Origin of the sequence: Pseudoflavonifractor capillosus, assembly GCF_016899775.1 — a bacterium.
Lineage (GTDB): Bacteria > Bacillota > Clostridia > Oscillospirales > Oscillospiraceae > Lawsonibacter.
The window spans coordinates 1-13,635 of sequence record NZ_JACJJE010000007.1 but is presented as its reverse complement, the minus strand read 5'-3'; the positions used below and the strand labels follow the sequence as shown (position 1 = coordinate 13,635).

General features: G+C 58.4%; 15 protein-coding genes. 3 read left to right on the top strand and 12 right to left on the bottom strand.

Annotated elements, in window-relative coordinates; genetic code table 11:
* Positions 1–38 precede the first annotated feature (38 nt).
* Positions 39–638: a 5-bromo-4-chloroindolyl phosphate hydrolysis family protein gene (locus H6B31_RS03625; protein ID WP_204897253.1), complete on the top strand. Its 600-nt coding sequence runs from the start codon at positions 39–41 to the stop codon at positions 636–638.
* The gene (locus tag H6B31_RS03620) at positions 608–1,675 is read left to right on the top strand and encodes a hypothetical protein (RefSeq protein ID WP_204897252.1); all 1,068 of its coding nucleotides are present in this window, start codon (positions 608–610) and stop codon (positions 1,673–1,675) included. Before H6B31_RS03625 ends, H6B31_RS03620 begins: the two co-directional genes overlap by 31 nt.
* A gap of 226 nt (positions 1,676–1,901) precedes the next feature.
* Here the strand turns inward: H6B31_RS03620 and H6B31_RS03615 are convergent, their stop codons facing one another.
* The 8 genes from H6B31_RS03615 to H6B31_RS03580 all read right to left on the bottom strand — a co-directional run bounded on the left by H6B31_RS03615 (position 1,902) and on the right by H6B31_RS03580 (position 9,724).
* On the bottom strand, positions 1,902–2,651 hold the full coding sequence (locus H6B31_RS03615) for an inositol monophosphatase family protein (protein WP_346014030.1): 750 nt from the start codon (positions 2,649–2,651) through the stop codon (positions 1,902–1,904).
* Between the two features lie 85 nt (positions 2,652–2,736).
* Positions 2,737–4,257, bottom strand: coding sequence for a bifunctional metallophosphatase/5'-nucleotidase (locus H6B31_RS03610; protein WP_204897250.1), 1,521 nt, complete (start codon positions 4,255–4,257; stop codon positions 2,737–2,739).
* Positions 4,258–4,259: 2 nt separating this feature from the next.
* Positions 4,260–5,069, bottom strand: coding sequence for a phosphonate ABC transporter, permease protein PhnE (gene phnE / locus H6B31_RS03605; RefSeq protein WP_204889131.1), 810 nt, complete (start codon positions 5,067–5,069; stop codon positions 4,260–4,262).
* A 12-nt stretch (positions 5,070–5,081) separates the two neighbouring features.
* Entirely contained in the window at positions 5,082–5,903 is an 822-nt protein-coding gene (gene phnE / locus H6B31_RS03600) for a phosphonate ABC transporter, permease protein PhnE (RefSeq protein WP_087337341.1), read from the bottom strand.
* Positions 5,900–6,652: a phosphonate ABC transporter ATP-binding protein gene (gene phnC, locus H6B31_RS03595; RefSeq protein ID WP_204897249.1), complete on the bottom strand. Its 753-nt coding sequence runs from the start codon at positions 6,650–6,652 to the stop codon at positions 5,900–5,902. Before phnC ends, phnE (H6B31_RS03600) begins: the two co-directional genes overlap by 4 nt.
* A 77-nt stretch (positions 6,653–6,729) precedes the next feature.
* Positions 6,730–7,815: a phosphate/phosphite/phosphonate ABC transporter substrate-binding protein gene (locus H6B31_RS03590; protein WP_204897248.1), complete on the bottom strand. Its 1,086-nt coding sequence runs from the start codon at positions 7,813–7,815 to the stop codon at positions 6,730–6,732.
* A 95-nt stretch (positions 7,816–7,910) separates the two neighbouring features.
* Entirely contained in the window at positions 7,911–8,888 is a 978-nt protein-coding gene (locus H6B31_RS03585; protein ID WP_204897247.1) for a substrate-binding domain-containing protein, read from the bottom strand.
* A gap of 95 nt (positions 8,889–8,983) precedes the next feature.
* Entirely contained in the window at positions 8,984–9,724 is a 741-nt protein-coding gene (locus H6B31_RS03580; protein ID WP_243418823.1) for an AAA family ATPase, read from the bottom strand.
* Positions 9,725–10,082: 358 nt separating this feature from the next.
* Here H6B31_RS03580 and H6B31_RS03575 point away from each other — a divergent pair, with 358 nt between their 5' ends.
* Positions 10,083–10,583 carry an immunoglobulin domain-containing protein gene (locus H6B31_RS03575; RefSeq protein ID WP_006877037.1) on the top strand — a complete coding sequence of 167 codons (501 nt, stop codon included), beginning with the start codon at positions 10,083–10,085 and terminating at the stop codon, positions 10,581–10,583.
* Between the two features lie 94 nt (positions 10,584–10,677).
* On the opposite strand, the gene H6B31_RS03570 is transcribed toward H6B31_RS03575, so the two are convergent.
* The 4 genes from H6B31_RS03570 to H6B31_RS03555 all read right to left on the bottom strand — a co-directional run.
* Positions 10,678–11,520, bottom strand: a complete 843-nt coding sequence (locus tag H6B31_RS03570; protein ID WP_204897246.1) for a DUF6508 domain-containing protein — start codon at positions 11,518–11,520, stop codon at positions 10,678–10,680.
* A gap of 18 nt (positions 11,521–11,538) precedes the next feature.
* Positions 11,539–12,390 (bottom strand): GIY-YIG nuclease family protein, encoded by an 852-nt coding sequence (locus tag H6B31_RS03565; protein ID WP_204897245.1) that lies wholly within the window; start codon positions 12,388–12,390, stop codon positions 11,539–11,541.
* Positions 12,391–12,482: 92 nt separating this feature from the next.
* Positions 12,483–13,205 carry an alpha/beta fold hydrolase gene (locus H6B31_RS03560; protein ID WP_204897244.1) on the bottom strand — a complete coding sequence of 241 codons (723 nt, stop codon included), beginning with the start codon at positions 13,203–13,205 and terminating at the stop codon, positions 12,483–12,485.
* Positions 13,202–13,635 (bottom strand): SGNH/GDSL hydrolase family protein (locus H6B31_RS03555; protein WP_204897243.1); only part of this gene is annotated, 434 nt, incomplete at its 5' end. The genes H6B31_RS03555 and H6B31_RS03560, both read right to left, overlap by 4 nt.

Here is a 13,635-nt window from a genome sequence, read left to right as displayed (position 1 = left end):
AGAAAGGACAGCTACGGCAACTGGTACTGTCGCTGGGCGTGGGAATTGCAGTCTTTTTGGTTCTGGCCCTGGGCCTCCACTGGAATTTCCTGTTCAGCGCCGCGCTGGGGGTGGGAATTTATCTGGGCCTTTGGTTTCTGCTGACCCCCAGGGCGGACCCCATCACCCTCTATTTCGCCCAGCGGCCAGACGGCGGCGAGATGCAGGCCCTGATGGAGGAGGCGGAGCGGGATCTGAAGGCCATCCGTTCGGCCGCCGGTCGCATCACGGACGTCCGGACCCATGAGGACGCCCTGGCCCTCACGGAGACGGGGGATCGCCTCTACCGGTATCTCCGGGAGCATCCGGAGAAGATTTCGTCGGCCAACCGCTTCCTCACCTACTATCTGGACACGGTGGGCCGGATCCTGGGGCAGTATGTGAACTTCCAGGACGCAGGGCTGGGGACTTCCGAGGTACGGGAGTTCCAGCGGAAGGTGCGGGCCATTTTGCCAAAACTGAAGACCGGATTCGAGGAACAGTTCAGCCAGTTGATGGCCTCGGAGCGGTTTGACGCGGAGGCGGACATGAAGGTCATGGAGGGCCTGCTGAACACGGAGGGATTCCAATGGGAAGCAAATCAAAATGGATCGGTCTGATCATTCTGCTGGCCGTCATCGGGGCGGCGGCGATCTATCTGCTACTGGGCGGCGGCCCCCAGCCGGAGCCTGCCGTTCTGCGGGGCTACGTGGGGGGCGAGAAGATCGGCCTGCTGGAGGACGAGGCGGTACAGGACATTCTGGAGCGGGACTACGGGCTCACCCTGGATTACGCCAAGGCTGGCTCCCTGGACATGGTGGCGGCGGATCACGAGGGCCGGGATTTTCTCTTTCCCTCCAGCCAGACCGCCCTGGAGTACTACCAGCAGCTCTGCGGCGCGCCGGACAAGAGCCAGATCGTGTTCAACACCCCCATCGTCCTCTACACCCACCGTCCCATCCTGAAGGCGTTCCAGAAAGAGGGACTGGTGATGGAGCGGGACGGGGTCTACTACATGGACATGGCCGGTCTGGTGGCGGAGATCGAGGCGGGCACCGCCTGGGCGGATCTGGGGTTGCCGGAGCTCTACGGCACCGTGGCGGTCAACACCACCGACCCTGTGCGCTCCAACTCCGGCAATATGTTTGCGGGGCTACTGGCCAATGTGCTGTGCGGCGGGGTGGCGGATGCGGACAGTGTGGAGGCCGTGCTACCCCGCCTGAAGGCCATTTTCGAGAAGCTGGGCTATATGGAGGCGTCCTCCTCCGACCTGTTCGACCAGTTCCTCAAGACCGGCATGGGGGCCAAGCCTGTGATCGCCGGCTATGAGAACCAACTGCTGGAGTTCGCTGTGGAAAACCCGGAGGACTGGGCGCAGTTGAAGGATGACATCGTGCTGATCTACCCCACCCCCACCGTCTGGTCCTCCCACATCTACATCGCTCTGGATGAGGCAGGGGAGGCGGGCATCGACGCCCTGCTGGACGAGGAGGTCCAGCGCCTGGCCTGGGAAAATCACGGCTTCCGCACCGAGGTGTCCGGCACGGATGCTGACGAAGACCACTTCGGCGTCCCCCACCTGGCCGCGGAGATCACCCAGGTGGCCGCCATGCCCAGCTACGCCGCCATGGAGAAGATCATCGCCGCGCTGTCGTGAAGGCGGCTCCCGTAGCGCCCCCGGCCGTGAGCAAATAAAAACCCCATTCCGTCCACTCAGAAGATATCTGAGTTGTACGGAATGGGGTTTTGTTGTTATTGATCTGGCCATCGTGCGAGTGTGCTGATGGGTATACCTCAAGATTTGCGGGGCTGTAAACAATGAGAGTGCTTACCTATCACTATGCTCCAAAAGTGTCCCTCAAATCTTTTGCGACGGGCTGTTCTCATACACAGAGGATGCAATCTTTCAGTTCCATAGCATTGAGAGCGAGCACCGTGCTCTTCTGATCCAGGGGCAGTTCTCCCCCGTCCACTGTGAAGATCGCGCCGCCGGCCTCCTCCAGGATGATCCGCGCCGCGTTGTGATCCCAGGGGGAGGAGCGCATGGTGACGAACAGATCCGCCCGGCCGGTAGCCACCTCACACAACTCCAGGGCCACGGAGCCGAGACACCGGACTCCCCGTACCTTCCGGGAGAGCCGGATCATCCGCTCCTGATAGGAATGGGGTTCCAGAAAAGTGTATTGCAGACCCGGCGTTGTCAGCAACAGCTCCGAAAGCTCCCGCCGGCCGGAGGTGTGGATCGGCGTCTGATCCTGCCACGCACCGCCGCCGTGCTTTCCCCAGTACAGCGTTTCCCGCTCCACATCCAGCACCAGGCCGAACAGCGGCAAGCGTCCCTCCCAGCACCCCACGGAGATGGCGTAGTTTTGGTGCTGATTGATAAAATTCGTGGTCCCGTCGATAGGGTCGATATACCAAGTCACCGCCCCGGTGCGATGCGCCTTCGGCGGATACTCCTCCCCCACGATGGAGTCCCGGGGAAAGGCTGTCAGTATTTCATTTCGTAATAACTGCTCGATTTTCCGATCCCAATGAGTGACCAGGTCTTGGTGCCCTGTCTTTTGGCAGATCTCTGCCTCTTCCAGGTGACACCGCCGCAGAAGATCTCCGGCGTTTTGAACAACTTCCACAGCGACATTGAATCTGTCCATCCTCCACCTTCTTTCCTCTGTTTGATTTATAAAACCACATTCCTTATGGCTTGTCAAGAAGGCTTCACCAGATCACCCGCATCTCCGCGTTATGCAACTGAGGCACCGGGCTGTGGGTCTGGATGTAGCGGACGGTGAGATCCGGCATCTCCACGCCACCCAGCCAGAGGACAGGGCACTCCCGCAGGATCTCATATCCACCTGTGCCCGTGGCCCGGTAGTTGCTGGTGCACAGGCGGAAGGTTCCACCCCCCAGGGGCGAGCCGTCCAGCTTCGCCAGCCGGACCACCCGGCTACCCACGGGGCGGCGCAGGTCGAAGGTATAGGCCAGGCCGGCGTAGAAGTCGTAGTTGTAGTGCTCCACCTTAGGGAGCAGGAACTCCTCCGAAATCTGGGGCTGGCCATCAACCAGGGTGAAGTAGGAGGCGCACCGCTCCAGTGTCTGCCGCAACACCTCCTCCGTTACCTCCAGCACCACCAGGGTGTTGGCAAAGAGATAGGCCGCCGTCACCCCCCGCATGGTCACGGGAGAGGCCAGCCCCACCGGGTCGTTGCCCAAGCTGGTACAGGAGAAATCCGCCCCGGTCTCCGCCAGCTGCACCTGGTTGAACAGGGCGGCCACCCGGCTTCCGTGGAGGGCGGCGTCCAGCTTCCCCTCCGGTGGAATGGGGGGGGCCAACTCCCCGATGGGCTGGTCCAGCCAGACCTGCACCGCCCGCTCCAGAGACAGCAGACTCTGGTAGGGCTCCGCTTGGTGTTTTGACCCCACCGGCGTCAGCCTGGAGTGAAAGCGGGTGCCCCGCCCGTCCCACTGACCGGTGATGCGGAGGAATTGCCCGGCGTTGGCGGGGGGCTGGACGGCCCAGGTGCCGGACAGCTCTACCCCTTCCACTGCCATGTGCTGGTGGCCGGTGAGGAGCAGATCGAAGTCCAGCTCCCGGGCAATCCTGCAGGCCAGGTTCTCGCCGCTGTCCGAGAGCATCCGCCCCGTCTCCAGTTCCTCCTCGAAGCCGCCGTGGTAGATGCACACGCAAACATCACACTGATCCCGGAGGGCGGCGCAGGTCGCCCGGGCGGCCTGAAAGGCATCGGTGACCCGAATTTTCTCCAGGTTCTGGGGTTGCTCCCACACGTTTACGAAGTCGGTGACCACACCGGTGAGCCCCACCCGCAGGCCGTTGGCCAGGGTGTGCACCGCCCAGGGGCGGATGCGTAGCTCGCCCCCCAAGTCCTCCACATTCGTACACAGGCATACGCCGTCCATGGCCCACAGATAGTCCCGGAGGGCCTCATAGCCGAAGTTGAAGTCGTGGTTGCCCAGAGTGAAGTAGTCCAGGCCCATGGCGTTGAAGGCGGCGGCCACCGGGTGGACGGGCCACTGATCCCGGTGTTCCAAGTAATACTGGGTCAGGGGCGTTCCCTGCAAGGAATCCCCGCCGTCCAGCACCAGGGTGTTTCCGTCCTTTTCCACCTGGGCGGCCAGGTTCAGCAGTCCGGAGTTCTCCGGGCAGCCCGCGGCGTAGTTCACCGGGAAGATGTGGCCGTGGGTATCCGAGGTGTAATAGATTTGAACCGTCTTTTCCATGCTTACCCCCTGGCCAGCTTGACCCGGATCTTGGTGGAGATCCACTCCACGATCAGCACCAGCACAATGAGGCCCGCCAGGATGGCGCCGGCCTCCTCCCAGCGGTAGGCGTTCATGGCGAAGATCAGGGGCGCGCCGATGCCGCCGGCCCCCACCAGGCCCAGCACGGTGGCGTCCCGCAGGTTGATGTCAAAGCGGTAGATGGCGGTGGAGGCGAAGTTGGGCATCAGCTGGGGCAGGATGCCGTAACGGATCTTCTGCCAGGTGGTGCAGCCCGCCGCGTCCAGGGACTCCAGCACCCGCACGTCCAGATCCTCAATGGACTCGATATACATTTTGCTCACCATGCCCACTGAGCAAAGGGACATGGTCAAAAGGCCCGCAAAGGCGCCGGGGCCGGTGACCCGAATGAACATGAGGCCATAGACGAATGCGGGGATCGTGCGGACCGCCATAATGATGATCCGGCCCACAAAGGCCACCGGCTTGGGTGTCAGGTTGGAGGCCGAGAGGAAGGCCAGGGGGACGGAGATGATGGCGCCCACAATGGTACCCAGAAAGGCGATGCAGATGGTTTCCAGTAGCAGATAGGGCACACCCTGGGTGGTGAAGTTGAACAGCAGGTCCGTGTCCGGGTGGAAAATACCCGCCAGGATGTTCCAGGCGATTTTGGCTCCGCTCTGAGTAGTGCCCGCCGTCTCCACGGCGGAACCACTCCAGATCAGCAGGGCCACAACCACCACAGCCACAACCAGTTCAAACACCCAGCGGCGGGGCCGCTGCTCATAGGCCGCTTCGATTCGTTTGTTCATGCCAGCCCCTCCTTATACCAGTCGCTTCCGGGCGGCCCGGCTGATGGTCTCAATGATGAACACGGTGACAAACAGGGCCAGCAAGATCATGCCCACGCTGGCGTACTCCCGCCAGCCAATCTTCTCGTTCAGGATCAGGCCCAGACCGCCAGCGCCCACATAACCCAGAATGGAGGCGTAGCGCACGTTGCCCTCGAAGCAGAACAGGCAGTTGGACAGGTAGGAGGGCAACACCTGGGGGACGATGGCGCTGATAAAGGAGCGCACCTTGGTGGCTCCCATGGCCTCCATGGCCTCGAAGGGGCCCATGTCCACCGTCTCGATCTCCTCATAGAGGATCTTTCCGATGTAGGCGAAGGTGAAGATGGCGATGGCCGTGGTGCCCGCCAAAGTGCCCAGGCCGAAGATATAGGTGGCAATCAGGGCGGACACCAGAGTGGGCAGGGTGCGGATGATGCTCAGGAGTAGCCGCATGGCCGCCACGATCACCCGGCTGTGGATGATGTTGGTGGAGGCCAGCATGGCAAAGGGTACCACCAGGATGGAACCGATGAAGGAGCCCAGCAGAGACATCTTGATAGTGTCAAACAGGGGCTGCCAGATCTGGGGCATATAGTCCCACTCTGGTGGGATCATGTCTCCCAAAATGACAAAAAATTCCTTGATCCGACTGACCAGAACCTCCATGTCAAAGCCGGTGACCTCCACCGAAAGGGCGGTCATGGCCACCAGGATCACCGCCGCCAGGGGCGCCCGGGAGCGGGGCTTAGACACCTGTTTCCCGTTGGGTAGTGTCAGCACCCTGGGCGGGAAAATCTTGTCATACACACTCATGCCGGCTCCTCCTGTTTCCCCTGGTAGATGGCGTCCAGCACCCCCTGATCTACCTGGTCCGCCGGACCGTCGTAGACGATCTCGCCGGCCCGGATACCAACCACCCGGGTGGCGTACTGGAGGGCCAACTCCACATGGTGGATGTTGATGAGTACCGTGATGTGCATGTCCCGGTTGATGCGCTGGAAGTCATCCATCACCTGCTTGGCGGTCACCGGGTCCAAGGAGGCCACCGGCTCGTCCGCCAGGATGATCTGGGGGTTCTGGGCCAGGGTGCGGGCCAGGGCCACCCGCTGTTGCTGCCCGCCGGAGAGCTGATCCGCCCGGACAAAGGCCTTGTCCAGAATCCCCATCTGATCCAGTGCCTCCAGAGCCTTCATCTTCTCTTCTTTCGTGAAGATACCAAAGGTGGCCCGCCACCAGGGCAGGTCGGGCACAAAAGCGGTGAGCACGTTTTTGATGACTGTGGTGCGGGTAATGAGATTAAAGGACTGGAAGATCATGCCGATCCGTCGGCGGAACTTCCGCAGGCTCTTCCCGTGGAGGGTCATCACGTCGGTGCCGTCCACAGTTAACTGGCCATGGGTAATATCGTGCATCCGGTTGATGGTGCGGATCAGGGTGGACTTGCCTGCGCCGGACAGGCCGATGATGGCCACGAACTCCCCCTGATCAATGGTCAGGTTGATGTGCTTCAGGGCCTCGTACCCGTTGGGATAGCGTTTTTCTACCTCTTTGAATTCAATCATCGTATCTTTCTCCATTCCAAATGAGGGAGGAAAGCCGCGGCCTCCCTCCCTCGTTTGTGGTTCATGTTTGATTGGGTTTAACCCGCGCTGTTCAGGGACTGGATCATCTCCTGGGCGGCCCGCTCGGAGTCGTAGTCGGAGGACTGGGCGGGCAGATAGCCGTTGTGGCTGTAGATAGCGATGACCTCTTTGCCATCTTCAGTGTTGCCGATATTGATGAAGGCCTCGGACAGGGCGGCCTTGAAGTCGTCGTCCATGATGGGAGAGGTCTTACTGACGCTGATGGTATCGTTGTAGATGGCGGGAGTGACGCCCACCACGGCGGTGTCGTCCCAGATGCTGTTGGTCATGCCGTACTCGCCGGTCCACTCGTCCTCATAGTCCCGGCGGGCATCGGCGTAGGTGCAGAGGATGTCCACCTGACCGGAGGCCAGACGGGCGAAGGCGCTGCCGTAGGAGTCGGACTGCACCGCATGGGGCAGGTCGGTGATGTTCTTATCGAAGTTCTCCTGGAGCCACAGGGAGGGATAGATGTATCCGGCGGGAGAGGAGGAGTTGGCTACGCTCCAGTTGGCACTGCTCACGTCCTCCCAGGTGAGGGCCTCGCCGGCGTTGACCTTGGCGGCCAACTCCTGGCCCTTCGCGGAGGGGCCGGCGATCATCAGAGCCCGGTAGCTGGTGACCTGCTCGGTGGTGGGCTCGGTGGGGGCGTTGTCGTTCCAGTCCTTGGCGTTGTCGGAGTCGATGGACAGGCCGTCCCGAGTGGCGGTCAGCAGCACGTCGCAGCCATCGTCGTAGAGCACATAGGTGCCGCCGGGGATCAGGCCCACATCGGCAGTGCCGGCGGCCAGGGCCTCGCCCACCGCCTCGTAGCTGGTGCCCACGGTGATGTCCACCTCGCCCACGTCGTAGCCCAGCTTAGCCAGCTCATCGGTGAGCATCTGCTTCAGGGGCTCGGTGGCGGTGATGATCTCCTCCGGCTCCCGAGAGGGGACAAAGGCGATGCGCAGGGTGTCGATGGTCTTGTTCCCGGTCTCCTGGGTGCTGCTGGTGTCCGGCGTGCTGTCGGAGCCCTGGGTGTCCTCCGTGTTCTGACCGCCGCAGCCGGCCAGCAGGCCAACGCACATCACGCCGGCCAGCAGGAGAGAAAGTGCTTTCTTCATACTGTGATCCTCCTCGATGTTTCGTTTATGTTTTGGGGTTGATTTTGGACTTATCTGTTACAGAGGGGAAACCCTCTGATAACCGTTTCGGGAAGTCAGGCGGTGTCACCGATCTTCAAGTGAGTGGGCACTGTGACGGTCACCGCCTGGGAGCGGCGCTGGCTGATCCGGCCAAAGAGCAGCTCCAGGGCGTTCTCCCACACATAGTCCGGGAACATCTCCAGGCAGGTGCCAGTGGGCCACTTGCTCTCCAAGGTCTGGATGTCCTGATAGATGATGACAGCCACATCTTTCGGCACACGGACGCCCAGTTCCCGGAAAGCCTCCAGAGCACCCTCGGCCACCTCGTCGCTACCCAGCAGAACCGCTTCCGCCAGGGTATGCTCTTCCACGGCTTTCTTTGCCAGAGCGTATCCGCTCTCCCGGCTGATCTCCCCCACATGGAAGGTGCGGGGATCATACTGGCCGCGCGCCTCCAGGATGCGCTGGATGGCCGCCAGACGGTGGGCACCGATGCGTCCGTTGGCCCCGTCGTAGATGCCGCCGATATACCCCAGGCCGGTGTAACGCTTCTGATCCAGCAGATAGGCAACCATCTGCTCCTGGCCCCGGTCGAAGTCCACCTGCACCTGGTCGAACTCGTAGTTGTGCTGATTGGAGTTCACAAAGACAATGGCAAAGGACAGGGAGCGGAGGAAGTCGATCTCCTTCTCGCTGAACACCCCCAAGGCGATAATACCATCCACCTTTTGAGGTTCACCGAAGGTCAGCCGGACAAAGGAGACCTCATACTGGTCGGTCATCATCTGCACCAGACAGGATAGGGAGGACAGACGCACGTTGGGCCGATCCGGGCGGATGATCCGCCAGTCCGCCACCCCGATGACCAGATGGGTCTTGTGTTCCGCCGCCCGCCGCTGTCGGGGCGACACATAGCCCAGGGCGTGGGCCGCCTGAAAAATCCGGGCCCGTACCTCCGGCGAGACAGAGATGTTGTCGTCCTTATTCAAAACCCGGGAGACCGCCGCGGCCGAGACCTGGGCCGCCTGGGCCACATCCTTGATCGTTGCCATGGGGTTCCCCCTTTCGTGTCGTTCTAAAGACATTATATTTCACCCGCTGTCGAAGTCAATAGATTTTACTAAAATTTTACTAAATAATAAATCGTCTATAACAGATAAGCGCCCTCAAATTCTGCGGGGGAATAAAACAAAGAAAGCCTTCCACCATTTACAGAAAGCCCATGCTCCGCTATACTGAAGTCAGAAAGAGAATGGGGGGACAGCGATGGCGGGCAGAGAGAACTCAAGTACTGCATTTTCGCCGCGTCAGTGGGGCGGGACAAGATCAGCGGCATTCCGCCGTAGAAGGCGTAATTTTCAAATGCGTCCTCCTTGTCCCCGCCCACAGCGGAGTAATACTCCGCAAAGCTGAGCGGATGCACCCGAATTTCGTCGCTGCGCCCCCGGAACTCGGTGAGGATGTCTGAGGACAGCATCCGGGAGTTGCTTCTGGTCACATAGATGTCCAGATTGGACAGGGACTTCAAATCGTTGAGCGCATCGTAGAAGGTGATCTTCTTCCCGTCCGGGTTATAGGGATTCGACACTTCGTCCGACATCTGGATCTCGTCTACGAAAAGATAGAATTGCTCTCTCTGATTTTCAACGATCTCCCGGACACGATTTGCAAGCTCCAACGGATTCCGATACCGGATATCACGGGTCAGATCCAACTCAAAGGAGAGAATGTGATCTGCCGGAACGCCCTCCTCCAACAGATAAGTGCGGAACAGATTGTGGAGGAGGTAGGACTTTCCGCAGCGGCGGATGCCGGTGATGACCTTCACCTGTCCATCCCACATGAAGGATATGAGCTTGTTCAGATAGCGGTCCCGTTTGATCTCCATAGCACCACACCTCACTGAAAACTTTTCGGATTTATCGTACTACTTTTCAACGAAAATCATACAACTGCTTGCGTGCTGTGGCAAGTGATTTGTGCGGAGGTTTGCAATTTGGAACGTACATGAAGTTCCATCCCGGCGTGACCAGTTACCGGGCCATCGCCAAAGGCGCCGGGGTAACAAGGCATACGGCGGCGAAGTGGTATGAGATGATACGGGGGATGCTGGGGCGGGCGGCGTAAAAAGGCGACTTAACTACCCATTTTATCAAATTCTCCAATTCATCATCAAAAGTATCATTCTGCCTTGCGGAGCACCTCCAAATATCGTATGATGGATAAGAGAAGTACCGGCAATTGCCATGGAGGTGCTGAAATTGAGTATCCAAGAGGCTCTCGTCACGATGTTTACCGACAATCCTGTCAATTGGCTCAAATGGGCGGTCGTATTCGCCATCCTGATCGGCGGCTATGCCATCGCGGTGCCGCTCTACAAAAAGGTCTCCCACGGCGCCAGCTGGGGGCGGAAACGGGACATCGCCAAGAGCAGGGACCACGTCATCAAAGCGTCTCTGGTGGATAAGCACCCCTCCGGTGAGGTATCCCGCTACAACTGGCGCGCTGTCTACCGCTACACAGTCGAAGGCGAAGAACGGCAATACACTGCCCATTTCAAGCACCCGGCAACGCCGCCCCTGTACCTGTATCTCTATTATGTCGATGATCCTGACAAGCTGTTTTCCTGCGAGGAATACCACTACGAAAACCACAAGGGGCTGCTCCTGTTTCCGGTCATCTTCTTGCCTTGGATCTTGGCTTGCATCGCCCTCGTTCTCCTGGGCGTAGACCTGTCGGGGTTTTGAAAGGCATATCAAGGCTTCCGAATGCTCAAAAGAGGTTGGTATCACAATGTGATACCAACCTCTTTTCTCAAGGTCACTTCTTACTTTTCCTCTCTCAACCCCGCCAGTTGGCCAGTGGATAGGAGCCGTTTTTCTCTCGGTATTCCTGCAGCAATTGTCGTTCCCTTTCTCCTGCGTTTTCATAGGCTTCGTAAGCAAGCAGCAAAAGTCCGCAGTCCGAAATCTGCCAGACGGCCCGTCCGCCCGCATGGATATTTCCGTTTCCCCGTCCATAGTCCATGTACTGTTTTAGCCTCTGCCGCAGGCCACGCTTTCCTTCCGCTTTTCCAATATATAGGATACTTTGGTCGGCACATCCCTCATATTTCTCCTGAAGCTTTTTCGCAGGATAGATTTTAGCCTTAGGGCGGTACTCCTGTTCCGAGAAACGGATTGCCATTCCCTCAGGCGCAAATACCCAATAGACTCCTGGCACCTCAGGGACAGAATGACAATCGTTACAACAGAGTTCTTGTAGTGTGACGGCGGGAACCGCTGTGGGACAGAGCGCTTTGAGCCGACGAAACAGGCGTAACAAGACTCCTTCCGCGATGCTTTGACTGATCAGGGAACCCTCGCAAAAATGGTCTCTGCGGAAATGCCATGCGATACAGGCCAATACACATAAATAGGGCTGCGTCTCCAGCCATCCCGGAGGGGCAATCGCGATATTCCGCTCCTCGAGGCCCCACTTTTGGATCACCTCGTGATAATTCTGGATCACCAATCCCGCCTGGTAGGTTCTGTCTACAAAATCATGTAAATCGCGAGAGAGTGTTTTCTGCCCAGGACTACGGGAATACACAGAATAACGGCGGCACCAAAGCTTCTTTTCCTCAGAAGTCTCGATTTGCTCCAGCAATTTGATCGCCCAGTCTAAAAACAAATTTTCTGTCATAGACGCATCTCCCGATATTCAATTGTCGTTCATTCCAAAAGGAATCGTGAGCAATTTCTTTTTATATAGGCTCTCTGTCCGGATGACCTCATCATCTGTCACAGTTTTGGGCAATATCTGCAAAATGGAGAACTGGAAATCGTGGTAACGTTCGGGGTAGGCGCAAATCAGTTCCTTCATCAGCTTATTATTGCCGTGCAGGGAATCCACATAGCAGGCCCACCGCCCCAGCAGTCCAGCTTTTCCATAAGCCGATCCCACATACTGTTTTCCCGTCTCCCGGTCAACGATGAGATAAATGGCGTTGACAGAGGACAGCGCTGTGTGCCACGCCTCATAAACGGTTGGATTTTCAACGATTTCCTTCAGTTCATCATATGTAAGGATCAGATTTTCAAAGCCGGAAAAGACTTTCTTTTCATCTGCCTGAATTGCCACAACAGGCTTTTCGGTCGTTCCCTTCTGATGCCACATGCGCGCAGACTTCCCCCAATCGATGATCAGTCTGCCCTCATATTCTTTCAGCAAATCGAGGGGTTCGAGATGAAAATATGCGTTCTTGCCCTGGAATTTTCTGGCCTCGATTTCCGGGACACCCTTCGGGATCATATCGGGCGTATCCGGAACAGCAGCACCTACTTTATAGCAGGAATCCAGCTTACAGAGAGTCCCCTGGTCGCTTATAAAGGTCACCCAATAATCGTACCCTTTGCTGAATCCAGATTTCTGATGACAGGTATATTCATATACCACATTTGCTTTATAACACTCTCGAAATCCACGATCTGTCAGTGCATGACGAATCAATTTAACTTTTGAGGGATCCAGCCCTACTTTTCTTAATACGTCTGAGAAATAAAAAATCGCCATTTTATATCTTCCTCCGCGTATAAACTATCAGAGTCAAACTTGTCGCCCAGGGTGATATCGCCATGAAATTCCAATTTTTGAAGGAAACTCTTTCACTTCTGGCGTTGGGCAATAAAATCCGAGATAGCCTCCACCGTCTGGGCCTGTTGTTCCTCCGCCGAGATCGTGGCGGGCATATCTTCTTTCTGCGGCCCGTAATTGCCGAACTGGGCGTGATTGCCGCCCTCAATTTCCACCACGTTCTCCGTGTAGTCGATCTTGTCCTCCACACTCTGGTTCAGGGAGCCGTAGACGGTAATGGTATCGGCAGGCGGATAGTCGCCATAGAGGTAGGCTCCCAGCAAAATCAAACCGTCCACCTCGTCCGGGTGCTCCGAAGCGAACTGGGAGGCCATGGCCCCGCCCATGGAGTGACCGGCAATGTACCAGTGCTGGATATCCGGGAACTGGGCCATTACGTCTTCCGCTGCGTTCACGTCGAAGATAGCTAAGTGGAAGGGCATCTCCACCAGAATGCAGGTGAGGCCGGTCTGCCGGAGTTGGTTCAGCAGGGGCAGATAGGCGGCGGCCTCCACCTTGGCCCCGGGGTAGAAGATGATCGCGGTGTCCGTGGGATAGGATGGCGAGAGGATGGTCAGATCATCCCGAACTTCCAGATGATCTCCGCTTGCCAGTACCTCCAGGGCCACATCCTCCGCCCGGTAGTAGTCGGACACATACCAGAAAAAGCCGCCCGCCAGCAGAACCAGGACCGCCAGCAAAATGCCGCCGGCTAACTTCCACTTTTTACGGCGGGGTTTCATCTCTGCCGTCATTGCTCCCCCTCCTCCCGATGCCGGATCACTGCCGCAATGGTCTCCGCCGCGATGCGAGAACCCAGCTCACTGGGGTGGATGCCGTCGGCGGCATAGAGGGCCTGGGGATTGGACCACTCGTAAAACCGCCGACCCACATCGGCAATCAGGGCGTTATTTTCCTGTGCCGCCTTGTGGTAGGCCTCGGACAGCTTCTGGGCCATCTCATCGTAGTCCCAGCCCTTGTCCGTCAGCTTGGCTCCGCCCCTCTGATAGGCCCAGGTAGCAAACAAAATGGGGACCGCCCCGTTTGCCCGGATCTGCCGGCAGAGCCCCTCCACGCTGGAGAAGAAGCTCTTAGGGGCGGTGATGGGGCCGTGGCTCATCTCCTGGAGCACCACATAGTCCCACTTCTCCTTTTGGAGCGCCGCCTGGGTCTGACTGCCCAGCC